This window comes from Salimicrobium jeotgali (assembly GCF_001685435.2).
GTDB lineage: Bacteria > Bacillota > Bacilli > Bacillales > Halobacillaceae > Salimicrobium > Salimicrobium album.
The window spans coordinates 2,572,148-2,596,186 of sequence record NZ_CP011361.2 but is presented as its reverse complement, the minus strand read 5'-3'; the positions used below and the strand labels follow the sequence as shown (position 1 = coordinate 2,596,186).

The following is a 24,039-nucleotide window of genomic DNA, read 5'->3' as shown; positions in this document are numbered from 1 at the left end:
CTATTTTAACCGTGCTACATTAGTGAGAGTGACTAAAACCTCTTTATAAGGGGACGTTTATAGTGAGAAGAAAAATTGTTCTGGCTTGTAAGGAATGCTCCAGCCGAAACTATTCAACCGAAAAGAAGTCCGGCAGTAGTGAGGAACGGTTGACAGCGCGCAAGTTCTGCAGCAACTGCAACGAACATACGCTGCACCGGGAGACGAAGTAAGATGGAGTTTGGGGGTGTCACCGCATGTTTACATTTTTGAAAAACGTATCGCGCGAAATGAAAAAAGTCAGCTGGCCCACAGGTAATGAACTGATGCGCTATACGGTTACGGTTCTTGTGACCGTAGCTTTCATAGCTGTGTTCTTCGGTATTGTAGATTTTGGTATTTCCCAGGGTCTGGAACTGATCATAGGATAAAGGAAAATAAATTATGTATGGAAAACCCGTTCGGCGGGTTTTTTCCAGTTAAATCAAGAAGATAAGGGAGGGAAGGACAAAGCGCTTGTCCCCACCACATGGAAAAAAGATGGTATGTTGTCCACACTTACTCAGGATATGAGAATAAGGTTCGGACTAATTTAGAAAAACGTGTCGAGTCAATGGGTATGGAAGATAAGATCTTCCGTGTCATTGTTCCTGAAGAAGACGAAACGGAAATCAAAAACGGAAAGCGGAAAGTTACGAAGAAAAAGGTCTTCCCGGGATACGTGCTCGCAGAAATGGTTATGACGGACGATTCCTGGTACGTTGTTCGTAACACCCCCGGTGTAACAGGGTTCGTCGGGTCAACCGGCTCTGGATCGAAACCCATCCCTCTCCTGCCGGAAGAGGCGGAACGCGAGCTGAAGCGTATGGGAATGAAAGAACCGTCCAATGTGGAAGTCGACTTTGAACTGAACGAGCACGTGAAAGTCAACGATGGGCCGTTCGCCAATTTCACCGGTACGATCGAAAATCTCGACGTGGACAAACAGAAAGTGAAAGTCCACGTAAACATGTTCGGAAGGGAAACCCCGGTCGAACTCGAATTTTCCCAGATCGAGAAACTGACGGATTAATAAAATTCTTCTTGCAAAAAAACAGGAAGGATGATAAAATTCTTATGTTATTCGCGTGCCTCAAGTTAATGGGGGTTCATGGATAAAGAGTGGGAGGGGAAAACCCGTAACCACATCACGGACTTTAAGGAGGTGTGTCTCGTGGCTAAAAAAGTAGTAGATGTAGTTAAACTTCAAATTCCTGCAGGTAAAGCGAACCCAGCACCGCCAGTAGGTCCTGCACTAGGTCAGGCTGGTATCAACATCATGGGATTCTGTAAGGAATTCAACGCTCGCACACAAGATGAAGCGGGTATGATCATTCCGGTAGAAATTACGGTATTTGAAGACCGTTCATTTACATTCGTAACGAAAACTCCGCCAGCTGCCGTTCTTCTTAAGAAAGCAGCAGGAATCGACTCCGGTTCCGGGGAGCCGAACCGTAACAAAGTAGGTTCTGTGAAACGCGATCAAATTCGCGAAATCGCAGAAACGAAAATGCCTGATCTTAACGCTTCTGATGTTGATTCTGCAATGCGTATGGTCGAAGGTACCGCGCGCAGTATGGGACTTTCTGTCGAAGACTGATCCCGGTCGGGTAAGCACTGATAAACACAGGTTGCGAGTGGAAGAGTCTCTTCTTTCGCAACCTTTATCGTGTTAAAAGAAAAACCTGTACCTGAACGTACAGGGGGCTTCTCCTTCTTCCTGCGGGAAGGGAGAGAGGTTTAACCGTGGGAGGTCTAACCGCTAAAACCACAACGAGGAGGAAAAGAAATGGCTAACAAATCAAAAAGACAACGTGAAATTGAAAAGCTCGTTGATACTTCGAACGCATATGAAACAAGTGAAGCTATCAGTCTTGTAAAACAGACTGCCAAAGCTAACTTTGATGAAACAGTAGAAGCTGCTTTTCGTCTGGGCGTAGACCCTAAAAAAGCAGACCAGCAAATCCGCGGGGCAATGGTATTGCCGCACGGTACCGGTAAAACACAGCGTGTTCTCGTTTTCGCTAAAGGCGACAAAGCTAAAGAAGCGGAAGCGGCAGGTGCCGACTTTGTAGGAGAGCAGGATCTTATCAACAGTATCAACCAGGGATGGTTCGACTTTGATGTAGTGGTCGCTACTCCTGACATGATGGCAGAAGTAGGGAAACTTGGTCGTGTACTTGGACCAAAAGGACTTATGCCTAACCCTAAAACCGGAACAGTTACCTTCGAAATCGAAAAAGCTGTTCAGGAAATCAAAGCCGGTAAAGTAGAATACCGCGTTGATAAATCTGCGAATATCCACGTTCCAATCGGTAAAGCATCTTTCGACGAGTCGAAACTCAAAGAGAACTTCGACGCCCTTAGAGAAGAACTTCTTAAAGTGAAACCCCAGGCGACGAAAGGTATTTACATGAAGAACGCTGCTGTATCTGCAACTATGGGTCCTGGAATCAAGGTCGACATTTCCGGCTCTTCCAAGTAATTATTCCTTGACTTTCCGGTTCAGATCAGATATGATAATCGTTGTTATATAAATGTATACGTTGTACCGTAGACAGCAGGTGCGCCCCGGGCGCTTAATTTCCTGCCGAGGTGTTCGCTTATAAACAGGCAGGTTTTCCTGCCTTATGAGGAGCCTCCATGTCTCGGTGCATGGGGGCTTTTTCTTTGCACCGGACGGTATGATGGCAGTTTATTAGGAGGTGGAACAATGAGCAAAGTAATTGAGCAGAAACAGCAGGTCGTCTCTGAAATTGCTGATAAGTTCCGCAATAGCAAAGCTGCAGTACTTGTAGATTACCGCGGTTTGAACGTCGCGGCAGCAACAGAACTTCGTGCCCAGTTGCGCGAAGCAGGCGTTGACTTCAAAGTTTACAAGAACACGATGGTTCGTCGTGCAACTGCAGACACAGATCTTACAGAACTCGATGAGGTTCTTGTAGGTCCGACTGCTCTTGCGTTCAGTGAAGAGGACGTTGTAGCTCCTGCGAAAGTTTTGAACAACTTCGCTAAAGAGCACCCGGACCTCGAAATCAAAGGCGGCGTTGTCGAAGGTCAGGTGGCGACACTTGAACAGATTCAGGAACTTGCAACCCTTCCGGATTACGAAGGTCTTGTAGCTATGTTCTTGAGTGTACTGCAGGCGCCAGTGCGTAACCTTGCATATGCCACTCAGGCTATTGCTGATCAAAAAGAAGAAGAGAGTGCGTAAGTACTACTCAACATCTATTAAGGAGGAAATATCATGAGTAACGAACAAATTATCGAAGCAATCAAAGAAATGTCCGTTCTTGAACTAAACGACCTTGTAAAAGCAATCGAAGAAGAATTTGGTGTATCTGCAGCAGCTCCAGTAGCAGCAGCAGGCGCAGCAGGTGGCGAAGAAGCTGCTGAAGAGCAGACTGAATTCGACGTAGTTCTTGAAAACCCAGGAAGCTCCAAAATCAAAGTTGTTAAAGCGGTCCGCGAAGCAACTGGTCTTGGTCTTAAAGAAGCGAAAGACCTCGTTGATAACGCTCCTAAGCCTATCAAAGAAGGTATTGCTAAAGAAGACGCTGACGAGCTTAAAGCTACACTTGAAGAAGCAGGAGCTACAATCGAAGTTAAGTAATAAATGCCCTGTGATGAAAGCCCGCTGTTTCCGGCGGGCTTTTATTTATCTCCGAATTTCTGCAGAGAGAGGGTGACTATATGACAGAACATTACTATTCCAGAAATACATCTAAAAAAAGTGAGAGGAAAAAATGGAGCGTGACATTGCAAGGGAAGTCATTCACGTTTTTTTCCGATCATGCTGTATTTTCCAAAGACGGCGTCGACTTCGGTTCCAGAACACTGGTGGAAACATTCACTTCCCCGGAAGTGGAGGGGGATATCCTGGATATCGGCTGCGGTTATGGCCCGATCGGCCTTGCGCTTGCATCTGACAGCCCGTCCCGCTCGGTAGTGATGGTGGACGTGAACGCACGGGCGCTGGAACTTGCAAAGGTCAATGCGGAAGAGAACGGAATAAATAATGTGGAAATCCTTGAAAGTGACGGTGCGGGAGCAGTGAAAGACCGCACGTTTGCAGCCGTTGTTACCAACCCTCCGATACGTGCCGGTAAGAAGACGGTCCACCGTATTTTTGAAGAGGCGGCACACGTGCTGAAGGAAGGCGGGGAATTATGGGTCGTAATCCAGAAGAAACAGGGGGCGCCCTCCGCAGAGACAAAATTGAAAGAGCTCTTCAAAGAAGTCCATCTGATCCGGAAGAATAAAGGGTACTACATTTTCAAAGCAAAAAAGGTTTGACCCGCATTTCGGTTTGTGATAGTATAATAAAATGCCGGTATAAAAGATACGTGTCAAGTGTTTTTTTATTTTCCGGACAACTACAACTGAAAATGTATGTAAGGTATGAGGTTTTCGAAAGAAGTAGAGGAGGCAATTTACTTAGTAGTAAAAATACGTAGAAATTCTTAGGAACTATGCGTATGTCCCTTTTCTTAATAAGGGAAACCTTTTTTTCTTTTTTGTCTAACGTTAGAGAGAAATGAAGATAAACCATTCACACTTCGTGGATGTTTACTATATTTACTTGCCAAGATTTAAGTAAGCAAGTTTTTTCGGCATGTATATGCCTTGAAATTTGTTAATAATATGCTTGTTTGAGGGGTGAATCTGTTGACAGGTCAACTAGTTCAATATGGACGACACCGCCAGCGTAGAAGTTACGCGCGTATCAGTGAAGTTTTGGAATTGCCGAATCTTATCGAGATTCAAACAGCTTCGTACGATTGGTTCCTGGAGGAAGGTTTGAAGGAGATGTTCCAGGACATCTCTCCTGTAGAAGATTTTACGGGGAACCTGTCTCTTGAGTTTGTGGATTACAGTCTCGGAGAACCGAAGTATCCGGTGGATGAATCGAAGGATCGGGATGTGACGTATAACGCACCTCTTCGTGTGAAGGTTCGTCTGCACAATAAAGAAACCGGAGAAGTGAAAGAACAGGAAGTATTTATGGGAGATTTCCCGCTTATGACGGACACAGGTACTTTCATTATAAACGGTGCGGAACGTGTTATCGTTTCGCAGCTGGTCCGCTCCCCGAGTGTCTATTTCAACGCCAAAGTCGATAAGAACGGGAAGCGTGGCCACACTGCCACGGTTATTCCGAACCGCGGTGCATGGCTTGAATTTGAAACGGATGCGAAAGATGTAGCCCACGTGCGTATCGACCGTACCCGTAAGATGCCGATCACTGTATTGCTTCGTGCCCTCGGTTTCAGTAACGATGAGGAAATCATCGAGCTGCTCGGAGATAACGAATATTTAAGAAATACTCTTGAAAAAGACAATACCGAGAACAGTGAGAAGGCTCTTCTGGAAATTTACGAAAGGCTTCGTCCCGGAGAGCCGCCGACAGTGGAAAATGCGAGAAACCTTCTCATTTCCAGGTTCTTCGATCCGAAACGATATGACTCGGCACGTGTCGGCCGTTACAAAATGAACAAGAAGCTTCATATTAAAGATCGTCTCTTTAATCAGGTGCTTGCGGAGACGCTTGTAGATGAAGAAACGGGAGAAGTTCTCGGTGAAAAAGGAGACAAAATCGACCGTCGCCTTCTGAACAGACTCATCCCTCACTTCGATAAAGAAGAGAATTCGCTCGCCGAAGAAGATCTCCAGCCTGCAGACGCAATTCTGGATGAGGACGTTAAGGTGCAATCTGTGAAGGTTGTGGATCCTACAGATCCGGAAGGTGAGAAATCGATCAACGTTATCGGTAATGCGAACGTGGATAAAGATGTGAAACACATCACTCCTGCCGATATCGTGTCATCCATCAGTTATTTCTTTAACCTTCTCCATAAAGTCGGTCATACAGATGATATCGACCATCTGGGTAACCGTCGTCTGCGCAGTGTCGGAGAGTTGCTGCAGAACCAGTTCCGTATCGGTCTTTCCCGTATGGAGCGTGTGATTCGTGAACGTATGTCCATCCAGGACACCTCTTCCATTACACCACAGCAGCTCATAAACATCAGACCGGTGATAGCTTCTATCAAGGAATTCTTCGGAAGTTCCCAGCTGTCCCAGTTCATGGACCAGACGAACCCGCTTGCCGAACTTACGCATAAGCGTCGTCTGTCCGCGCTTGGACCTGGTGGTCTGACACGTGAGCGTGCCGGTTTTGAAGTTCGTGACGTTCACTACTCCCACTACGGACGTATGTGCCCGATCGAAACGCCGGAAGGTCCGAACATCGGACTGATCAACTCGCTTTCAAGCTATGCGAAAGTGAACGAATTCGGCTTTATTGAGACGCCGTATCGTCGTGTGGATCACGAAACCGGCAAAGTCACAGCATATATCGATTACCTGACGGCGGACGAGGAAGACAACTACGTAGTCGCTCAGGCGAACGCCATTCTGAATGAAGACGGTTCTTTTGCGGACCCTGAAGTTATCGCCCGTTTCCGTGGTGAGAACACGGCCGTGAGCCGCGATCGCCTCGACTATATGGACGTTTCGCCGAAGCAGGTCGTTTCTGCTGCGACTGCCTGTATCCCTTTCCTTGAGAACGATGACTCCAACCGTTCCCTTATGGGTGCCAACATGCAGCGTCAGGCAGTACCTCTCATCCAGCCGGATGCGCCTATTGTAGGTACCGGGATGGAATATGTGTCCGGTAAGGATTCCGGTGCATCGGTCATCAACCGTCACCCTGGTATCGTAGAACGGGTGGAAGCGAAAGAAGTACACGTACGCCGCATCTCCGAAGTGGACGGAAAAGAAGTGGAAGGCGATCTCGACAAATATCGTCTCCAGAAATTCATCCGCTCCAACCAGGGAAGCTGTTACAACCAGCGTCCGATCGTATCCAAAGGAGATCGTGTCAACAAAGGTGAAATCCTTGCCGATGGACCTTCCATGGATATGGGAGAGCTGGCGCTCGGACAGAACCCGCTCGTGGCCTTTATGACCTGGGATGGTTATAACTACGAGGACGCCGTAATCATGAGCGAACGTCTCGTAAAAGACGATGTGTATACTTCCATCCATATCGAGGAATATGAATCGGAAGCCCGTGATACAAAACTCGGACCGGAAGAAATCACCCGCGATATTCCGAACGTAGGGGAAGAAGCTCTTCGTGATCTTGATGATCGCGGAATTATCCGCATAGGCGCAGAGGTTAGTGACGGAGATCTTCTCGTCGGTAAAGTGACGCCTAAAGGTGTTACCGAACTTTCCGCAGAAGAACGTCTCCTCCACGCTATTTTTGGAGAAAAAGCCCGTGAAGTACGGGACACTTCCCTGCGTGTGCCGCACGGTGCCGGTGGTATCGTCCTTGACGTGAAGATATTCAACCGTGAAGACGGTGATGAATTGTCTCCTGGTGTAAACCAGCTGATCCGCGTATATATCGCTCAGAAACGTAAGATTTCTGAGGGGGACAAAATGGCCGGACGTCACGGTAACAAAGGTGTCATTTCAAAAATCCTTCCGGAAGAAGACATGCCTTTCATGCCTGATGGAACACCGGTGGACGTCATGCTCAACCCGCTTGGTGTACCGTCCCGTATGAACATCGGACAGGTGCTGGAACTGCATCTCGGTATGGCTGCCCGTCAGTTGGGTGAGCGTGTCGCATCCCCTGTTTTCGACGGGGCCCGTGAAGAAGATGTGTGGGAAACACTCGAGGAAGCAGGACTTCCGCGTGACGCGAAAACGATCCTCTATGACGGACGTACCGGAGAACCGTTCGACAACCGTATCTCCGTAGGTGTGATGTATATGATCAAGCTGTCCCACATGGTGGACGATAAACTTCACGCCCGTTCGACAGGACCTTATTCACTCGTGACTCAGCAGCCGCTTGGCGGTAAAGCGCAATTCGGCGGTCAGCGTTTCGGTGAAATGGAAGTATGGGCTCTGGAAGCATACGGTGCGGCTTATACCCTTCAGGAAATTCTGACAGTGAAGTCGGATGACGTCGTTGGACGTGTGAAGACGTATGAAGCGATCGTAAAAGGGGATAACGTCCCTGAACCCGGAGTGCCTGAATCCTTCAAGGTACTGATCAAGGAACTGCAGAGTCTCGGTATGGATGTAAAAATTCTTGCTGCCGACGAATCAGAAATAGAAATGCGAGATCTTGAAGAAGATCAGATTATCGAAACTGAAAAGCTGAATATGGAAAGCTAAGAGACGAAAGCACAAAATGGCTTGGGGAAAACCTGGAGACTTTAAGGGAGGTAAGCCCTTTGATAGATGTAAATAATTTTGAATATATGAAGATAGGTTTAGCTTCATCCGATAAGATTCGTTCCTGGTCATACGGAGAAGTGAAGAAGCCGGAAACAATCAACTACAGGACGTTGAAACCGGAGAAGGACGGTCTTTTCTGTGAGCGTATTTTCGGTCCTCAAAAGGACTGGGAGTGTCACTGCGGAAAATACAAACGTGTCCGGTACAAAGGAATCGTTTGTGACCGTTGTGGAGTGGAAGTGACGAAATCGAAAGTACGCCGCGAGCGTATGGGGCACCTGGAACTTGCTGCCCCGATTTCTCACATCTGGTACTTCAAAGGAATTCCGAGCCGGATGGGACTTGTACTTGATATGTCCCCGAGAGCGCTGGAAGAGGTCATTTATTTTGCCTCTTACATCGTTACGGATCCGGGAGAAACGGGCCTTGAGAAGAAACAGCTTCTTTCCGAGAAGGAATACCGTTCGTATCGCGAGAAGTACAGAACCGGTTTTCATGCTGATATGGGAGCCGAAGCAATCCGTCTCCTTCTATATGATATAGATCTTGATGAAGAAGTGGGAACACTTAAAGAAGAATTGAAAACAGCTCAGGGGCAGCGACGCACAAGAGCGATTAAGCGTCTCGAGGTGCTGGAGTCCTTCCGTAACTCAGGAAATGATCCTGCGTGGATGATTCTTGATGTTCTTCCGGTCATCCCTCCGGAGCTTCGTCCGATGGTACAGCTGGATGGAGGCCGTTTTGCGACATCCGACCTGAACGATCTGTATCGCCGGGTCATCAACCGTAACAACCGTCTGAAGCGTCTGCTTGATCTTGGAGCTCCGACTATTATAGTGCAAAACGAAAAACGTATGCTTCAGGAAGCAGTGGATGCGCTCATCGATAACGGGCGTCGCGGTCGTCCGGTCACCGGTCCCGGTAACCGTCCTTTGAAATCTCTTTCTCACATGCTGAAAGGGAAACAGGGTCGTTTCCGTCAGAACCTGCTCGGGAAACGTGTCGACTATTCCGGCCGTTCCGTTATCATCGTAGGTCCGAGTCTGAAAATGTACCAGTGTGGACTCCCGAGAGAAATGGCGCTGGAACTGTTCAAACCGTTCGTTATGAAAGAGCTTGTCTCAAGAGGTCTTGCTCACAACATCAAATCGGCGAAACGTAAGATTGAACGGGTTCACGACGAAGTATGGGATGTACTGGAAGACGTTATCAAAGAACATCCGGTACTGTTGAACCGTGCACCTACACTTCACCGTCTGGGTATCCAGGCTTTCGAACCGACACTGGTGGAAGGACGGGCAATCCGTCTTCACCCGCTCGTTTGTACTGCTTATAACGCAGACTTCGACGGGGACCAGATGGCCGTGCACGTTCCTCTTTCTTCCGAGGCTCAGGCAGAAGCACGCATCCTGATGCTTGCCGCTCAGAACATCCTGAACCCGAAAGATGGAAAACCGGTCGTTACACCGTCCCAGGACATGGTACTCGGTAACTATTACCTTTCTCTTGAGAGGAAAGGCGCTATCGGTGAAGGTATGAGATTCAAGGATCTGAACGAAGCTCTTATGGCTTATCAGAACGGATATGTACATCTGCACACACGTGTCGCAGTACAGGCCAGTTCACTGAAGAATGAAACTTTCACTGAAGCACAGAAGAACCAGATGCTCGTTACGACTGTCGGGAAACTTATTTTCAACGACATGCTTCCGGCTTCGTTCCCTTACATGAACGAACCGACTCAGAGCAACCTGGAAATTAAAACACCTGATCATTACTTCATCGACAAAGGTACGGATGTCCACGAAGATCTGAAGCAAAGAGAAGTTGTACCACCTTTCAAAAAAGGTATACTCGGTGATATCATCGCTGAAGTGTTCAAGCGCTTCTCTATCAGTGAAACGTCCCGTATGCTGGATGAGATGAAAGATCTCGGTTTCAAATATTCCACGAAGGCCGGTATTACAGTCGGGGTTTCCGACGTAGTAGTACTGAGTGACAAAGAAGAAATTCTCGATGAGGCACAGGCGAAAGTGGATAAAGTCTCCAAGCAGTACCGCCGTGGTCTAATTACAGATACAGAGCGTTATAACCGCGTCATTGAAATCTGGTCACAGGCGAAAGATACGATTCAGGAACGTCTGATGGCGTCTCTCGATACTACCAACCCGATTTACATGATGAGTGATTCCGGAGCGCGTGGTAACGCATCCAACTTCACTCAGCTCGCCGGTATGCGTGGTTTGATGGCTAACCCGTCCGGACAGATCATCGAACTTCCGATCAAGTCCAGTTTCCGGGAAGGTCTTACTGTTCTTGAGTACTTTATTTCCACACACGGGGCACGTAAAGGTCTAGCGGACACCGCGCTTAAGACTGCCGACTCCGGGTACCTCACCCGTCGTCTTGTAGACGTGGCTCAGGATGTAATTGTACGTGAAGATGATTGCGGAACGGACAGAGGACTGAACGTGTCCGCTCTTAAAGAAGGTTCCGAAGTCATCGAACCGCTCGTGGATCGTCTCGTTGGACGGACGTCATTCCAGAAAGTGACTCATCCGGAGACCGGAGAGGTGCTGGCTGTGCGTAACGAAATCATCTCCGAAGAAGCAGCGAAAACGATTGAAGATTCCGGAGTGGAAGAGGTAACTATCCGCTCGGCCTTCACTTGTCATACGAAACACGGCGTTTGTAAGAAGTGTTACGGTCGTAACCTGGCAACAGGTGACGAAGTGGAAGTCGGAGAGGCAGTAGGAATCATTGCTGCTCAGTCTATCGGTGAACCTGGTACGCAGCTTACTATGCGTACGTTCCACACAGGCGGAGTTGCCGGAGATGACATCACGCAGGGTCTTCCGCGTATCCAGGAGATCGTGGAGGCACGTAATCCGAAAGGACAGGCGGTCATCTCAGAAATCGACGGTTCGGTGTATGATGTGAAAGAAGTTAAAGAGAAACTTGAAATCACTGTACAGGGAGCCGTAGAATCCCGAAGTTATACAGCTCCTTACGGGGCAAGAATGAAACTGAACGTCGGAGATGAAGTGAAATCCGGGGACGCTCTTACGGAAGGTTCTATCGATCCGAAAGAACTGCTTCAGGTAAGAGGTCTTGAAGGGGTGGAAGCTTACCTCCTTAAAGAAGTTCAGAAAGTGTACCGTATGCAAGGGGTGGAAATTTCCGATAAACACGTAGAAGTAATGGTGCGCCAGATGCTTCGTAAGGTGCGTGTGCTGGACTCCGGTGATACGGATGTACTTCCAGGGACTCTCATGGAAATCCATCAGTTCAAAGAAGCCAACCAGCGTGTGCTCATGGAAGGCGGGCAGCCGGCAGTCGGCAGACCGGTCATCCTTGGTATTACGAAGGCTTCCCTTGAAACGGACAGCTTCCTTTCGGCTGCTTCCTTCCAGGAAACGACTCGTGTCCTGACCGATGCAGCGATCAAAGGAAAACGCGATGAACTACTTGGTCTTAAAGAGAACGTTATTATCGGTAAACTTGTGCCTGCGGGTACCGGCATGAATCGTTATCGTACGATCCAGTCCGAACACGAGAACAAGAACCGGGAAGAGCAGGTTCAGGAAGAACCTACGCAAGCTTAAATACAAGGGTGACAGAAGGAAGTGCCTTGAGAAAAAAACTCTATGGAGTGTTGACACTCATAGGATAGGGTGGTACTATAATCAAGGTGCTTCCACAACCTTGTTACTTTGGAGGATATGCTATTGTCTTATGAAAAAGTAGCACAGGCTAAATCGAATTTAGTGATTGGAACAAAGCAGACCATCAAAGCGATTAAAGCCGGAACAGTAACGGAAGTGATAGTGGCAGCAGATGCCGATCCGGAAGTTACAGGAAAGGTGATCAAAGTCGCCCGTCAATTTTCCGTTGACTACCATGAAGTTCCATCAGCAAAAGAACTCGGAAACGCCTGCGGAATTGATGTAGGTGCTGCAACAGTGGCTATTAAATGACAGGTTTTGGCGCGTGTTGCGCGAAAGCTTTGTTTTTTGCCTTTTTATGAACCACCTGGATGTGTGGTATTAAGAAATGAAGGGAGGACAACATCATGCCAACAATTAACCAACTCGTACGTAAAGGCCGTGTGAGTAAAAGTAAAAAAACTGACTCACCAGCTCTTAACAAGGGGTATAACAGTTACAGAAAACGCATGACTGACGAGCCGTCTCCACAAAAACGTGGTGTATGTACCCGTGTCGGTACAATGGCTCCGAAGAAACCGAACTCGGCTCTTCGTAAATATGCACGTGTGCGTTTGACTAACCAGCTCGAAGTGAACGCCTACATTCCAGGAATGGGGCACAATCTTCAGGAGCACAGTGTGGTACTTATCCGTGGCGGTCGTGTTAAAGACTTGCCAGGTGTACGTTATCACGTTGTTCGCGGTGCGCTTGACACAGCACCGGTAGAAGGCCGCAGACAAGGCCGTTCCAAGTACGGTAGAAAAAAACCTAAGCAGTAAAATAAAACGATCAACACTCGAAGGAAGGAGGGGGACATATGCCACGTAAAGGTCCAGTAGCTAAACGTGATGTGTTAGCCGACCCTATTTATGATTCCAAGCTAGTAACGCGTCTGATCAACCAGATTATGGTACATGGTAAGCGCGGTAAAGCCCAGACTATTCTTTACAAAGCATTTGAACTCGTTCAGGAACGTAGCGGAAATGATGCCATGGAGGCTTTTGATGAAGCCATGAAGAACGTAATGCCAGTACTTGAAGTACGCGCCCGCCGCGTCGGTGGTTCCAACTATCAGGTACCGGTTGAAGTTCGTCCGGAGCGTCGTCAGGCACTCGGACTCCGTTTTCTTGTAAACTATGCGCGTCTACGCGGCGAGAAGACAATGCAGGAACGTCTGGCGAATGAAATTCTTGACGCAGCAAACAATACGGGTGCTGCCGTGAAACGCCGTGAAGAAATGCACAAGATGGCCGAAGCGAACAAAGCATTCGCTCACTATCGCTGGTAAGTACGAGAAACAAAAATTCTTAATTAGGGAGGAGAAGGATTCATGCCTAGAGAGTTCTCCTTGGAAAATACTCGGAACATTGGCATCATGGCTCACATCGATGCCGGTAAAACGACAGCAACAGAACGTATCCTTTTCTACACGGGGCGTATTCACAAAATCGGGGAAACACACGAAGGTGCTTCTCAGATGGACTGGATGTCCCAGGAGCAGGAGCGTGGAATCACGATTACTTCTGCAGCAACGACAGCACAATGGAAAGGTCACCGTATCAACATCATCGATACACCGGGACACGTAGACTTCACAGTCGAAGTGGAACGTTCCCTGCGTGTATTGGACGGATCCATTGCTGTACTGGACGCCCAGTCCGGTGTAGAACCTCAGACAGAAACAGTATGGCGCCAGGCGACGACGTACGGCGTTCCGCGTATCGTATTCGTCAACAAGATGGATAAAGTAGGAGCAGATTTCATCTACTCCCTAGGAACCCTTCAGGAACGTCTCGGAGCTAACGCTGCGGCTGTACAGCTTCCAATCGGTGCCGAAGATCACTTCGAAGGAATTATCGATCTGATCTCTATGCAAGCCTTCTACTATCTTGATGATCTCGGAACGCGTGCGGAAGCCCGCGAAATCCCGGATGAGTATAAAGAACAGGCGGAAGAATACCGTGGTAAACTTATCGAGTCCGTTGCAGAACTTGACGAAGAGCTTATGATGAAATATCTCGAAGGAGAAGAAATCAACAACGACGAGCTTAAGAAAGCTATTCGTCAGGGTACCCTGGACGTTGAGTTCTACCCGGTATACTGCGGATCTGCCTTTAAAAACAAAGGTGTTCAGCTACTTGTTGACGGAGTTATCGACTACCTTCCATCTCCACTGGACGTACATGCCATCGAAGGCCATGTACCACAGACGGAAGAAGAAGTAGTACGTAGACCTGACGACAGCGAGCCGTTCTCCGCACTTGCATTTAAAGTAGCGACAGACCCTTACGTCGGTAAACTTACTTTCTTCCGGGTCTACTCCGGTACGTTGAAATCCGGTTCATACGTGAAAAACTCCACGAAGGATAAGCGTGAGCGTGTAGGTCGTATCCTGCAGATGCACGCAAACTCCCGTGAAGAGATTTCACAAGTGTACGCCGGTGACATCGCCGGTGCCGTCGGACTTAAAGATACCGGAACAGGAGACACACTGTGTGATGAAAAGAATCTCGTTATTCTTGAAACCATGGAATTCCCTGAGCCGGTAATCGACGTAGCGATCGAGCCGAAATCGAAAGCTGACCAGGACAAAATGTCCATCGCTCTCGGTAAACTGGCGGAAGAAGATCCTACATTCCGTACGGAAACACATGAAGAAACCGGTCAGACAATCATCTCCGGTATGGGTGAACTTCACCTGGACATCATCGTTGACCGTCTGAAACGTGAATTCAAAGTGGATGCCGACATCGGTGCTCCACAGGTTGCCTATCGTGAAACATTCCGCGCTTCTGCGAATGTGGAAGGTAAATTCGTACGTCAGTCCGGCGGACGCGGTCAGTACGGACACGTATGGGTCACTATCGAGCCTAACGAAGAAGGTGCCGGTTTCGAATTCGTAAACAAAATCGTCGGTGGTGTAGTACCACGTGAATATATCCCTTCCGTTGAACAGGGACTCAGAGAATCAATGGAAAACGGTGTATTGGCCGGCTACCCGCTTGTCGACGTTAAAGCTACTCTTTTCGATGGAAGCTACCACGATGTAGACTCTAACGAAATGGCGTTTAAAGTAGCTGGTTCCATGGCGCTTAAAGAAGCGAAAGGCAAATGTCAGCCGGTACTTCTTGAGCCGATGATGAGAGTAGAAATCGTCATCCCTGAAGAGTACATGGGAGACATCATGGGTGACGTTACGTCACGTCGTGGCCGTGTAGACGGTATGGAAGCACGCGGACCGGCTCAGGTCGTAAACGCGTACGTACCGCTTTCCGAAATGTTCGGTTACGCGACTGCTCTTCGTTCCAACACGCAGGGCCGTGGAGCGTACACGATGTACTTTGATCACTACGCAGAAGTGCCGAAGAGCATTTCCGAAGAGATCATTAAGAAAAACGTCGGTGGTTAATTAATCTTATTGACGTTTAAAAGGAATAATTGTATGGTAAGCAGAGAAGAATTTGGTTTCTTCCCTGCTCCATCCAATACCTTTATAAATACATTTTCATTATATTAAAGGAGGAACTATAGAATGGCTAAAGAAAAATTCGACCGGTCAAAGTCCCACGTTAACATTGGTACTATCGGACACGTTGACCATGGTAAAACAACTCTAACTGCAGCAATCACAACTGTACTTCACAAAACTTCCGGCAGCGGGGAAGCTCGCGCATACGACTCTATCGATGGAGCACCTGAAGAGCGCGAGCGTGGAATCACTATTTCTACAGCTCACGTTGAGTACGAAACTGAAACTCGTCACTATGCACACGTAGACTGTCCAGGTCACGCTGACTATGTTAAAAACATGATCACTGGTGCAGCTCAAATGGACGGAGCTATCCTTGTAGTATCCGCAGCTGACGGTCCGATGCCACAAACTCGTGAGCACATCCTTCTATCCCGTCAGGTCGGTGTTCCGGCTATCGTTGTTTTCCTTAACAAAACTGACATGGTAGACGACGAAGAACTTCTTGAACTGGTTGAAATGGAAGTTCGCGATCTTCTATCCGAGTATGACTTCGACGGAGACGAGTCTCCGGTTGTTAAAGGTTCTGCTCTTAAAGCTATCGAAGGCGATGCTGACCACGAGCAGGCTATCCTTGACCTTATGGCTGAAGTTGATGCTCACATCCCAACACCGGACCGTGACACAGACAAGCCATTCATGATGCCTGTTGAGGACGTTTTCTCCATCACTGGCCGTGGTACAGTTGCGACTGGCCGTGTTGAGCGTGGACAGGTTAAAGTCGGTGACGATGTAGAAATCATCGGTCTTGCTCCAGAAGCTAAGAAAACTACTGTAACTGGTGTTGAAATGTTCCGTAAGCTTCTCGACTATGCAGAAGCCGGCGACAACATTGGTGCACTTCTACGTGGTGTAGCGCGTGAAGAAATCAACCGCGGTCAGGTTCTTGCCAAGCCGGGTAGTATCACGCCGCACACGAAATTCCACGCGGAAGTATATGTACTTTCAAAAGATGAAGGTGGACGTCACACTCCATTCTTCGACAACTACCGTCCACAGTTCTACTTCCGTACTACGGACGTAACTGGCGTTATCGAACTTCCTGAGGGAGTAGAAATGGTAATGCCTGGCGATAACGTAGAGATGACAGTTAACCTTATCTCTCCAATCGCAATCGAAGACGGTACGAAGTTCTCCATCCGTGAAGGTGGACGTACTGTAGGCGCCGGCGTTGTTGCCCGTATCGACGAGTAATAATGAAAGCCCGGAAAGATCAGGGGATGCTCCCCTGATCTTTTTTTGTGTACAGAACATTTCCATTCGTGAAGAAGTTTTCAAAACGGAGTTGCGTTGAGCGAAAAAAATAGGTAAACTATTTAAGGATGATCACATAAAAATTAACTGAACCCCTTGCATTCAAGGGGGTTTTTCTTTATAATGTTTAATGTTGGTCATGAAAGACGATGATACGGAAGGTTGTTGACACACCCGGCCCCTTTGCCATGGCGGGTGTGTCAAGGAATTTTCGTGGAGCCAGTCTGTTTTGAAAATAGGCGATAAAGGAGGGAAAATAATGGCAAAAGAGAAAATTCGTATTCGTTTGAAGGCGTTCGATCACAGAGTCCTGGATCAGTCCGCTGAAAAGATTGTAGATACAGCTAACCGTTCTGGAGCTGAAGTATCGGGTCCGATCCCGCTTCCTACAGACAAATCTGTGTACACTGTACTACGTGCGACCCACAAATTCAAAGATGCTCGTGAGCAGTTTGAAATGCGCACGCACAAGCGTCTTATCGACATTGTAAACCCGACACCACAAACGGTCGATGCATTGATGCGTCTGGACCTGCCGTCTGGTGTAGATATTGAAATCAAACTATAAATGAAACGATATAATAGGAGGTGTAACGGATGACGAAAAGTATCTTAGGACGTAAAGTCGGTATGACTCAGATTTTCTCCGAAAACGGAGAACTTGTACCTGTAACAGTAATCCAGGCTGAGCCGAACGTAGTTCTTCAGAAGAAAACTGCGGAAAATGACGGTTACGATTCCATTCAATTAGGTTTCGCTGATCAAAAAGCGAATCGTGTGAAAAAGCCTGAAACAGGACATGCTAAAAAAGCTAACACAACACCTAAGCGCTACGTTCGTGAAGTCCGTAACGTTAATACTGACGACTATGAACTTGGTCAGGAAGTTAAGGTGGATTTATTCGCAGAAGGTGACGCAATCGACGTAACAGGAACATCCAAAGGGAAAGGGTTCCAGGGAACGATCAAACGTTTCAACCACTCCCGCGGACCTGAAACACACGGTTCACGCTATCACCGTCGCCCTGGTACGCTTGGGGATATCAACTCCATGCACGTATTTAAAGGCAAAGACCTTCCGGGTCAGATGGGTGGCAATCAGGTAACGATCCAAAACCTTGAAGTAGTGAAAGTTGACGCTGAGCGCAACCTGCTTCTCGTTAAAGGTAACGTACCTGGTGCGAAAAAATCTTACGTACAAGTTCAAAGTGCGGTCAAGGCTAACTAATAATAAACGAAAGGAGGATATGTCATGCCTAAAGTAGCACTATTTAACCAAAGCGGTTCGAAAGTTGGAGATTTGGATTTGAACGATGCGGTATTCGGTATCGAACCGAACACACACGTGCTTCACGAGACTGTTCTTATGCAGCAGGCTTCCAAGCGTCAGGGGACGCATAAAGTGAAGACACGCGGCGAAGTAAGCGGCGGTGGACGTAAACCATGGCGCCAGAAAGGTACAGGTCGTGCCCGTCAAGGTACTATCCGTGCCCCGCAATGGGTAGGCGGCGGAACAGTATTCGGCCCTACACCACGCAGCTACAGTTACAAACTGCCTAAAAAAGTACGTCGTCTTGCACTTCGTTCTGCTTATTCTTCAAAAGTACAGGAAGAAAACCTTTATGCCGTAGAAGAGCTGTCCATGGACGCTCCGAAAACGAAAGAAGTAGTCAACTTCCTTAAAGCACTGGACGCAAACGAAAGTGCACTTATCATTACAGCACAGAAAGAAGAAAATGTCGTTCTTTCTTCCAATAACCTGCCAAAAGTTGAAACGGTAACGTTTGACCAGGTAAGCGTTCTTGATTTGCTTACGCATGACAAAGTTATTGTAACGAAAGATGCGGCTGAAAAAGTAGGGGAGGTGCTCTCATAATGAAAGAACCACGCGATATTATTAAGCGCCCCGTAATCACTGAGAATTCTGCCGATCTTATGGGAGAAAAGAAATACACGTTTGAAGTGGAAACAAAAGCTAATAAAACGGAGATCAGAAAAGCAGTCGAAGAGATTTTCGGAGTAGAAGTAGCCAGCGTCAACACTATCAACCGCAAAGGTAAGTTCAAGCGTATGGGCAGGTACGGTGGATACCGTTCCGATAAGAAACGTGCGATTGTTACACTTACTGAAAATAGTGAAGAAATCGAGTTTTTTGAAGTATAAATAAAACCTGAAGGAGGGAAAAAAGATGGCGATTAAAAAATTCCGTCCAATAACTAATGGTCGTCGGCATATGTCTATGTCAGACTTCGCAGAAATTACTACGGACAAACCGGAACGCTCCCTGCTTACTCCGCTGCACAAACGCGGTGGACGTAACACGCACGGTCGTATCACGGTTCGTCATCAAGGCGGCGGGCACAAGCGTCAGTACCGTGTTATCGACTTTAAACGCGATAAAGACGGAATACCAGGACGCGTTGCTACGATCGAATATGATCCAAACCGTTCCGCTAACATTGCATTGATCAACTATGCAGATGGGGAGAAGCGCTACATCCTTGCACCGAAAGGTCTTAAAGTAGGCAAAGAAATTTCTTCCGGGAAAGATGCAGACATCAGACCGGGTAACGCAAAACAACTGATCGACATGCCGGTAGGTACGACAGTACACAATGTCGAGCTGAAACCAGGACGCGGCGGTCAGCTTATACGCTCCGCAGGTGCTTCCGGTCAGATTCTCGGTCGTGAAGGCAAGTACACACTTGTACGTCTTACTTCCGGAGAGGTTCGTCTAATCCTCAGTACGTGCCGTGCAACAATCGGTGAGGTAGGAAACGTTGAGCATGAACTTATCAGCGTCGGTAAAGCCGGACGTTCCCGCTGGCAAGGTAAGCGCCCTGCCGTACGTGGTTCTGTTATGAACCCTAGTGATCACCCACACGGTGGTGGTGAAGGCCGTGCCCCTATCGGTATGCCATCTCCAGTTACACCATGGGGTCAGCCGACTCTTGGTTACAAGACGCGTAAACGTAATAAATCTACTGATAAATATATTGTACGCAGAAAAGGCAAAAAATAACGGGATTGAAAGGGCGGGATAACAACCCCGTCTCTCAATCGCGAAGGGAGGTTTATCAATGGGCCGCAGCCTGAAAAAGGGACCTTTTGTAGATGACCATTTGATGAAAAAAGTCGAAAGCAACAACGAAGGTAACAATAGTCACGTGATCAAAACGTGGTCACGCCGTTCCACAATTTTCCCAAACTTCGTCGGTCAGACAATTGCTGTATATGACGGACGTAAACATGTACCAGTTTATGTTACAGAAGACATGGTAGGACACAAACTGGGTGAATTCGCACCGACCCGTACGTTCAAAGGGCACTCTGGTGACGACAGAAAAACAAAACGCTAAGGTAGAGAGGAGGCACTTCCATGCAAGCTAAAGCAGTTGCTAAAACAGTCCGTATCGCTCCTCGTAAAGCGCGTTTAGTCATCGACTTGATTCGAGGAATGGACACCGGTGATGCTATTGCGACACTACGCAACACGAATCGCAGAGCTTCCCCGATTATTGAAAAAGTATTAAACTCAGCTATCGCTAACGCTGAGCACAACAACGAACTGGATCCTGACAACCTCGTCGTTTCCGAAGCTTTCGTAGACGAAGGCGTAACACTTAAACGTTTCCGTCCACGCGCTATGGGACGCGCAAGTCAGATCAACAAAAGAACCAGCCACATCACAGTGGTCGTATCAGAAAAGAAGGAGGGATAATCAGTGGGCCAAAAAGTTAATCCGATAGGTTTCCGTGTCGGTGTCATTCGCGACTGGGAGTCGAAATGGTACGCAGACAACGAATATGCAAACCTGCTCCACGAAGATATTGAAATCCGTGAATATATCGAAAATCGTCTAAGCGAAGCTTCTGTATCAACTATCGAGATCGAACGTGCTGCGAATCGCGTGAACGTAACGATCCATACCGCAAAGCCCGGAATGGTTATCGGTAAAGGTGGTTCCGAAGTGGAAGCTCTACGTAAAGAATTGAACAACCGCACAGGCAAACGAGTTCACATCAACATTATCGAGGTTAAAAAGCCTGATCTTGATGCTACTTTAGTGTCTGACAGTATCGCTAAACAGCTGGAAAATCGCGTATCTTTCCGTCGTGCACAAAAACAGAGCATTCAACGCTCCATGCGTGCAGGTGCCAAAGGTATCCGCACTCAAGTTTCCGGCCGTCTCGGCGGAGCTGACATCGCCCGTGCTGAATATTACAGTGAAGGAACTGTACCACTACACACATTGCGTGCAGATATCGACTATGGTACTGCAGAAGCTGACACCACGTACGGTAAACTGGGTGTTAAAGTGTGGATTTATCGTGGCGAAGTTCTTCCAACAAAAGGCAATCAATAAGAAAGGGGGAACCGCATTATGTTAATGCCAAAACGTGTTAAATATCGTCGTCAACATCGTCCAAGTCTGAAAGGCCGCGCAAAAGGCGGAACTTCTGTAGCGTTTGGTGAATATGGACTTCAGGCTGTAGATCCGGCGTGGATCACTGCCCGTCAGATCGAAGCTTCCCGTATTGCCATGACCCGTTACATGAAGCGTAGCGGTAAAGTATGGATCAAAATCTTCCCTGACAAGCCGTATACATCGAAGCCCCTCGAAGTTCGTATGGGTTCCGGTAAAGGTGCTCCGGAAGGTTTTATCGCAGTTGTTAAACCAGGAAAAATCATGTTCGAAATCGCCGGGGTATCGGAAGAGGTAGCACGTGAAGCGTTGCGTCTGGCTTCTCATAAGCTCCCGATTCGTACTAAATTTGTAAAACGTGAAGAAATTGGTGGTGAAATCAATGAAGGCTAATGAAATCCGCGAATTAACCACTGCCGAAATTGAACAGAAGGTAAAGTCTCTTAAAGAAGAACTTTTTAATCTGCGTTTCCAACTGGCTACCGGCCAACTTGAGAACACTGCTCGCATTCGTCAGGTTCGCAAGTCCATCGCCCGTATGAAAACAGTTGCACGCGAACGTGAACTAAGCACGAACAATTAATAATGGAGAGGAGGACACCCTCACATGGCTGAACGTAATAATCGTAAGGTATATACTGGTCGCGTTGTGTCCGACAAAATGGACAAAACGATCACTGTACTTGTTGAAACGTATAAATTCCACAAGCTTTACGGCAAGCGTGTTAAATATTCCAAGAAATTTAAAACGCATGACGAAAACAACCAGGCGAAACAGGGAGATGTGGTACGCATCATGGAAACCCGCCCTCTATCCGCTACAAAACGTTTCCGTCTCGTAGAAGTAATCGAAGAAGCAGTTACTATCTAAAAAGATGATTCGGAGATATTCCGAAGGGAGGTTACACGTAAATGATCCAACAGGAATCACGTCTAAAAGTTGCAGACAACTCTGGTGCACGCGAAATCCAAACCATTAAAGTGCTGGGCGGTTCCGGTCGTAAGACTGCGAACATCGGTGATATCATCACTGCTACGGTTAAACAAGCAACACCAGGGGGCGTTGTTAAAAAAGGTGAAGTTGTGCAGGCTGTCATCGTACGTACGAAAAGTGGTGCACGTCGTAAAGACGGTTCTTACATTCGTTTCGACGAAAACGCTGCGGTTATCATCCGTGAAGATAAAGGACCAAGAGGTACCCGTATTTTCGGACCAGTAGCCCGTGAACTTCGTGAACACAAATTCATGAAGATCGTTTCACTAGCTCCGGAAGTTCTATAAACAAAACTATGAAAGCCGTGGTAAGGAGGTGCGCGAAGTATGCACGTAAAAAAAGGTGACAAAGTCATGGTTATCTCTGGAAAAGATAAAGGAAAGCAAGGTACGGTACTTGAAGCTTACCCTAAGAAAGAACGTGTCCTCGTTGAAGGCGTCAACGAAGTGAAAAAACACGCTCAGCCTTCTCAGGATAATCCTCAGGGCGGTATCCTTACTCAGGAAGCAGCTATCCATGTATCCAACGTTTTGCCGATCGATCCTAAGTCCGGTGAACCGACAAGAATCGGTCATAAGACAGAGAACGGTAAAAAGGTTCGTATCGCGAAAAAATCCGGTGAAGCACTAGATAAATAATCCAACTGGCGAAAGGAGGGCTTACCGATGAACGAACTTCAACAGAAGTATCAAAAAGAAATTGTTCCATCTCTTATGGAAAAGTTCAACTACGATTCCGTAATGGAAACTCCTAAAATTGAAAAAATCGTTATTAACATGGGTGTAGGCGATGCTGTGCAGAACGCTAAAGCACTCGATAACGCGGTAGAGGAACTGGAGCTTATCTCCGGTCAGAAACCGATGGTAACGAAAGCGAAGAAATCTATCGCTGGATTCCGTCTTCGTGAAGGAATGCCAATCGGAGCTAAAGTTACTCTGCGCGGAGAGCGCATGTACGAATTCTTTCAGAAGTTGATCGCCGTGTCATTGCCACGTGTCCGTGACTTCCGTGGTATCTCCAAGAAAGCATTCGACGGCCGCGGTAACTACACTCTAGGTGTGAAAGAACAATTGATTTTCCCGGAAATCGACTATGACAAAGTTAACAAAGTACGTGGTATGGATATCGTTATCGTTACCAGTGCTGAATCAGACGAAGAGTCTCGTGAACTATTAGCTCAGTTCGGCATGCCGTTTAAAAACTAAGAACTGACTATAAGGAGGGAAAATAGTGGCTAAAAAATCAATGGTTGCGAAACAACAGCGCAAACAGAAATTCCAGGTACGTGAATACACTCGTTGTGAACGTTGCGGACGTCCGCATTCCGTACTTCGTAAATTCAAGTTGTGCCGTATATGTTTCCGCGAACTAGCATATAAAGGACAAATTCCTGGCGTCAAAAAAGCCAGCTGGTAAACCCGAGGACTGGGAAGGAGGTAAAAGTTATGACAATGACAGATCCAATTGCAGATATGCTGACTCGTATTCGTAACGCGAATATGGTACGTCACGAGAAGTTGGAGCTACCGGCTTCTAACCTGAAAAGAGAGATCGCTGATATCCTTAAACGTGAGGGTTTCATTCGTGACTATGAACAGGTAGAGGATGGTAAGCAGGGCATACTTCGTATTTTCATGAAGTACAGCCAGACAGAGCAGAAAGTAATTTCAGGCATCAAGAAGATTTCGAAACCGGGTCTTCGTGTGTATGCACAGGCTGACGAGGTGCCGAGAGTTCTTAACGGCCTTGGTATTGCAGTCGTTTCCACATCAAAAGGTGTTTTGACAGATAAAGAAGCACGTGCACAAGCTATCGGTGGCGAAGTGCTTGCTTACATCTGGTAAGAAAACAGA

The 24,039-nt window shown here is 47.4% G+C and carries 31 protein-coding genes and 1 other annotated feature; all 31 genes read left to right on the top strand.

What is annotated here, in order from left to right:
* Nucleotides 1-62 precede the first annotated feature (62 nt).
* The 31 genes from rpmG to rpsH all read left to right on the top strand — a co-directional run bounded on the left by rpmG (nt 63) and on the right by rpsH (nt 24,030).
* Nucleotides 63-212 carry a 50S ribosomal protein L33 gene (gene rpmG, locus AAV35_RS13265; protein WP_008592489.1) on the top strand — a complete coding sequence of 50 codons (150 nt, stop codon included), beginning with the start codon at nt 63-65 and terminating at the stop codon, nt 210-212.
* A 24-nt stretch (nt 213-236) separates the two neighbouring features.
* The gene (secE, locus tag AAV35_RS13260) at nt 237-410 is read left to right on the top strand and encodes a preprotein translocase subunit SecE (protein ID WP_008592491.1); all 174 of its coding nucleotides are present in this window, start codon (nt 237-239) and stop codon (nt 408-410) included.
* 98 nt (nt 411-508) lie between these two features.
* Nucleotides 509-1,051, top strand: coding sequence for a transcription termination/antitermination protein NusG (nusG, locus tag AAV35_RS13255; protein WP_008592493.1), 543 nt, complete (start codon nt 509-511; stop codon nt 1,049-1,051).
* A 141-nt stretch (nt 1,052-1,192) separates the two neighbouring features.
* Nucleotides 1,193-1,618 carry a 50S ribosomal protein L11 gene (rplK, locus tag AAV35_RS13250; RefSeq protein ID WP_008592496.1) on the top strand — a complete coding sequence of 142 codons (426 nt, stop codon included), beginning with the start codon at nt 1,193-1,195 and terminating at the stop codon, nt 1,616-1,618.
* 189 nt (nt 1,619-1,807) lie between these two features.
* The gene (gene rplA, locus AAV35_RS13245) at nt 1,808-2,503 is read left to right on the top strand and encodes a 50S ribosomal protein L1 (protein ID WP_008592498.1); all 696 of its coding nucleotides are present in this window, start codon (nt 1,808-1,810) and stop codon (nt 2,501-2,503) included.
* Nucleotides 2,504-2,551: 48 nt separating this feature from the next.
* Nucleotides 2,552-2,696 (top strand) — a sequence feature (ribosomal protein L10 leader region).
* A gap of 35 nt (nt 2,697-2,731) precedes the next feature.
* Complete coding sequence (gene rplJ, locus AAV35_RS13240; RefSeq protein WP_008592502.1) at nt 2,732-3,232, top strand: 50S ribosomal protein L10; 501 nt, start codon at nt 2,732-2,734, stop codon at nt 3,230-3,232.
* Nucleotides 3,233-3,265: 33 nt separating this feature from the next.
* Complete coding sequence (rplL, locus tag AAV35_RS13235; protein ID WP_008592503.1) at nt 3,266-3,631, top strand: 50S ribosomal protein L7/L12; 366 nt, start codon at nt 3,266-3,268, stop codon at nt 3,629-3,631.
* A gap of 80 nt (nt 3,632-3,711) precedes the next feature.
* A complete protein-coding gene (locus tag AAV35_RS13230; RefSeq protein ID WP_008592505.1) occupies nt 3,712-4,314 on the top strand; it encodes a class I SAM-dependent methyltransferase in 603 nt (200 codons plus the stop codon).
* A 372-nt stretch (nt 4,315-4,686) separates the two neighbouring features.
* A complete protein-coding gene (gene rpoB, locus AAV35_RS13225) occupies nt 4,687-8,214 on the top strand; it encodes a DNA-directed RNA polymerase subunit beta (RefSeq protein ID WP_040609917.1) in 3,528 nt (1,175 codons plus the stop codon).
* 59 nt (nt 8,215-8,273) lie between these two features.
* Complete coding sequence (gene rpoC / locus AAV35_RS13220) at nt 8,274-11,882, top strand: DNA-directed RNA polymerase subunit beta' (protein ID WP_008592509.1); 3,609 nt, start codon at nt 8,274-8,276, stop codon at nt 11,880-11,882.
* 123 nt (nt 11,883-12,005) lie between these two features.
* Nucleotides 12,006-12,254 (top strand): ribosomal L7Ae/L30e/S12e/Gadd45 family protein, encoded by a 249-nt coding sequence (locus tag AAV35_RS13215; protein WP_008592510.1) that lies wholly within the window; start codon nt 12,006-12,008, stop codon nt 12,252-12,254.
* A gap of 95 nt (nt 12,255-12,349) precedes the next feature.
* Entirely contained in the window at nt 12,350-12,763 is a 414-nt protein-coding gene (gene rpsL / locus AAV35_RS13210) for a 30S ribosomal protein S12 (protein WP_008592513.1), read from the top strand.
* A gap of 38 nt (nt 12,764-12,801) precedes the next feature.
* Nucleotides 12,802-13,272, top strand: coding sequence for a 30S ribosomal protein S7 (rpsG, locus tag AAV35_RS13205; protein WP_008592515.1), 471 nt, complete (start codon nt 12,802-12,804; stop codon nt 13,270-13,272).
* 42 nt (nt 13,273-13,314) lie between these two features.
* On the top strand, nt 13,315-15,393 hold the full coding sequence (gene fusA, locus AAV35_RS13200; RefSeq protein WP_008592518.1) for an elongation factor G: 2,079 nt from the start codon (nt 13,315-13,317) through the stop codon (nt 15,391-15,393).
* Nucleotides 15,394-15,516: 123 nt separating this feature from the next.
* Entirely contained in the window at nt 15,517-16,707 is a 1,191-nt protein-coding gene (tuf, locus tag AAV35_RS13195; protein WP_008592520.1) for an elongation factor Tu, read from the top strand.
* A 319-nt stretch (nt 16,708-17,026) separates the two neighbouring features.
* Nucleotides 17,027-17,335 (top strand): 30S ribosomal protein S10, encoded by a 309-nt coding sequence (rpsJ, locus tag AAV35_RS13190; protein WP_008592522.1) that lies wholly within the window; start codon nt 17,027-17,029, stop codon nt 17,333-17,335.
* A gap of 29 nt (nt 17,336-17,364) precedes the next feature.
* Nucleotides 17,365-17,994 (top strand): 50S ribosomal protein L3, encoded by a 630-nt coding sequence (gene rplC, locus AAV35_RS13185; RefSeq protein ID WP_008592524.1) that lies wholly within the window; start codon nt 17,365-17,367, stop codon nt 17,992-17,994.
* Nucleotides 17,995-18,018: 24 nt separating this feature from the next.
* Nucleotides 18,019-18,642, top strand: a complete 624-nt coding sequence (gene rplD / locus AAV35_RS13180; RefSeq protein WP_008592526.1) for a 50S ribosomal protein L4 — start codon at nt 18,019-18,021, stop codon at nt 18,640-18,642.
* Nucleotides 18,642-18,929 carry a 50S ribosomal protein L23 gene (rplW, locus tag AAV35_RS13175; RefSeq protein WP_008592527.1) on the top strand — a complete coding sequence of 96 codons (288 nt, stop codon included), beginning with the start codon at nt 18,642-18,644 and terminating at the stop codon, nt 18,927-18,929. Before rplD ends, rplW begins: the two co-directional genes overlap by 1 nt.
* Before the next feature lie 25 nt (nt 18,930-18,954).
* Nucleotides 18,955-19,788: a 50S ribosomal protein L2 gene (gene rplB, locus AAV35_RS13170; RefSeq protein WP_008592529.1), complete on the top strand. Its 834-nt coding sequence runs from the start codon at nt 18,955-18,957 to the stop codon at nt 19,786-19,788.
* A gap of 58 nt (nt 19,789-19,846) precedes the next feature.
* Nucleotides 19,847-20,125, top strand: a complete 279-nt coding sequence (gene rpsS, locus AAV35_RS13165) for a 30S ribosomal protein S19 (protein WP_008592531.1) — start codon at nt 19,847-19,849, stop codon at nt 20,123-20,125.
* Between the two features lie 20 nt (nt 20,126-20,145).
* Nucleotides 20,146-20,487 carry a 50S ribosomal protein L22 gene (gene rplV, locus AAV35_RS13160; protein ID WP_008592533.1) on the top strand — a complete coding sequence of 114 codons (342 nt, stop codon included), beginning with the start codon at nt 20,146-20,148 and terminating at the stop codon, nt 20,485-20,487.
* 3 nt (nt 20,488-20,490) lie between these two features.
* Nucleotides 20,491-21,132, top strand: a complete 642-nt coding sequence (rpsC, locus tag AAV35_RS13155) for a 30S ribosomal protein S3 (protein ID WP_008592535.1) — start codon at nt 20,491-20,493, stop codon at nt 21,130-21,132.
* An 18-nt stretch (nt 21,133-21,150) separates the two neighbouring features.
* The gene (gene rplP, locus AAV35_RS13150) at nt 21,151-21,585 is read left to right on the top strand and encodes a 50S ribosomal protein L16 (RefSeq protein WP_008592536.1); all 435 of its coding nucleotides are present in this window, start codon (nt 21,151-21,153) and stop codon (nt 21,583-21,585) included.
* Nucleotides 21,575-21,775, top strand: a complete 201-nt coding sequence (gene rpmC, locus AAV35_RS13145; protein WP_008592538.1) for a 50S ribosomal protein L29 — start codon at nt 21,575-21,577, stop codon at nt 21,773-21,775. Before rplP ends, rpmC begins: the two co-directional genes overlap by 11 nt.
* Nucleotides 21,776-21,799: 24 nt before the next feature.
* Nucleotides 21,800-22,063 carry a 30S ribosomal protein S17 gene (gene rpsQ / locus AAV35_RS13140; protein ID WP_008592540.1) on the top strand — a complete coding sequence of 88 codons (264 nt, stop codon included), beginning with the start codon at nt 21,800-21,802 and terminating at the stop codon, nt 22,061-22,063.
* 41 nt (nt 22,064-22,104) lie between these two features.
* The gene (rplN, locus tag AAV35_RS13135; RefSeq protein ID WP_008592542.1) at nt 22,105-22,473 is read left to right on the top strand and encodes a 50S ribosomal protein L14; all 369 of its coding nucleotides are present in this window, start codon (nt 22,105-22,107) and stop codon (nt 22,471-22,473) included.
* Between the two features lie 39 nt (nt 22,474-22,512).
* Nucleotides 22,513-22,824, top strand: coding sequence for a 50S ribosomal protein L24 (gene rplX / locus AAV35_RS13130; protein WP_008592543.1), 312 nt, complete (start codon nt 22,513-22,515; stop codon nt 22,822-22,824).
* Between the two features lie 27 nt (nt 22,825-22,851).
* Entirely contained in the window at nt 22,852-23,391 is a 540-nt protein-coding gene (gene rplE, locus AAV35_RS13125) for a 50S ribosomal protein L5 (protein ID WP_008592545.1), read from the top strand.
* A gap of 25 nt (nt 23,392-23,416) precedes the next feature.
* Nucleotides 23,417-23,602, top strand: a complete 186-nt coding sequence (locus AAV35_RS13120) for a type Z 30S ribosomal protein S14 (RefSeq protein ID WP_008592548.1) — start codon at nt 23,417-23,419, stop codon at nt 23,600-23,602.
* A gap of 29 nt (nt 23,603-23,631) precedes the next feature.
* A complete protein-coding gene (gene rpsH, locus AAV35_RS13115) occupies nt 23,632-24,030 on the top strand; it encodes a 30S ribosomal protein S8 (protein ID WP_008592551.1) in 399 nt (132 codons plus the stop codon).
* Nucleotides 24,031-24,039: the final 9 nt, after the last annotated feature.

Coding starts and splice junctions, on each gene's coding strand:
- rplX (WP_008592543.1), top strand. CDS start 22,513: ATGCACGTAAAAAAAGGTGACAAAGTCATGGTTATCTCTGGAAAAGAT.
- rplD (WP_008592526.1), top strand. CDS start 18,019: ATGCCTAAAGTAGCACTATTTAACCAAAGCGGTTCGAAAGTTGGAGAT.
- rplB (WP_008592529.1), top strand. CDS start 18,955: ATGGCGATTAAAAAATTCCGTCCAATAACTAATGGTCGTCGGCATATG.
- rplA (WP_008592498.1), top strand. CDS start 1,808: ATGGCTAACAAATCAAAAAGACAACGTGAAATTGAAAAGCTCGTTGAT.
- rpsG (WP_008592515.1), top strand. CDS start 12,802: ATGCCACGTAAAGGTCCAGTAGCTAAACGTGATGTGTTAGCCGACCCT.
- secE (WP_008592491.1), top strand. CDS start 237: ATGTTTACATTTTTGAAAAACGTATCGCGCGAAATGAAAAAAGTCAGC.
- rplE (WP_008592545.1), top strand. CDS start 22,852: ATGAACGAACTTCAACAGAAGTATCAAAAAGAAATTGTTCCATCTCTT.
- fusA (WP_008592518.1), top strand. CDS start 13,315: ATGCCTAGAGAGTTCTCCTTGGAAAATACTCGGAACATTGGCATCATG.
- rplP (WP_008592536.1), top strand. CDS start 21,151: ATGTTAATGCCAAAACGTGTTAAATATCGTCGTCAACATCGTCCAAGT.
- rpsQ (WP_008592540.1), top strand. CDS start 21,800: ATGGCTGAACGTAATAATCGTAAGGTATATACTGGTCGCGTTGTGTCC.
- rplW (WP_008592527.1), top strand. CDS start 18,642: ATGAAAGAACCACGCGATATTATTAAGCGCCCCGTAATCACTGAGAAT.
- rplC (WP_008592524.1), top strand. CDS start 17,365: ATGACGAAAAGTATCTTAGGACGTAAAGTCGGTATGACTCAGATTTTC.
- AAV35_RS13230 (WP_008592505.1), top strand. CDS start 3,712: ATGACAGAACATTACTATTCCAGAAATACATCTAAAAAAAGTGAGAGG.
- rpsH (WP_008592551.1), top strand. CDS start 23,632: ATGACAATGACAGATCCAATTGCAGATATGCTGACTCGTATTCGTAAC.
- rpsS (WP_008592531.1), top strand. CDS start 19,847: ATGGGCCGCAGCCTGAAAAAGGGACCTTTTGTAGATGACCATTTGATG.
- rplL (WP_008592503.1), top strand. CDS start 3,266: ATGAGTAACGAACAAATTATCGAAGCAATCAAAGAAATGTCCGTTCTT.
- nusG (WP_008592493.1), top strand. CDS start 509: ATGGAAAAAAGATGGTATGTTGTCCACACTTACTCAGGATATGAGAAT.
- rpsL (WP_008592513.1), top strand. CDS start 12,350: ATGCCAACAATTAACCAACTCGTACGTAAAGGCCGTGTGAGTAAAAGT.
- rplN (WP_008592542.1), top strand. CDS start 22,105: ATGATCCAACAGGAATCACGTCTAAAAGTTGCAGACAACTCTGGTGCA.
- rpsJ (WP_008592522.1), top strand. CDS start 17,027: ATGGCAAAAGAGAAAATTCGTATTCGTTTGAAGGCGTTCGATCACAGA.
- rplV (WP_008592533.1), top strand. CDS start 20,146: ATGCAAGCTAAAGCAGTTGCTAAAACAGTCCGTATCGCTCCTCGTAAA.
- rplJ (WP_008592502.1), top strand. CDS start 2,732: ATGAGCAAAGTAATTGAGCAGAAACAGCAGGTCGTCTCTGAAATTGCT.
- tuf (WP_008592520.1), top strand. CDS start 15,517: ATGGCTAAAGAAAAATTCGACCGGTCAAAGTCCCACGTTAACATTGGT.
- rpmC (WP_008592538.1), top strand. CDS start 21,575: ATGAAGGCTAATGAAATCCGCGAATTAACCACTGCCGAAATTGAACAG.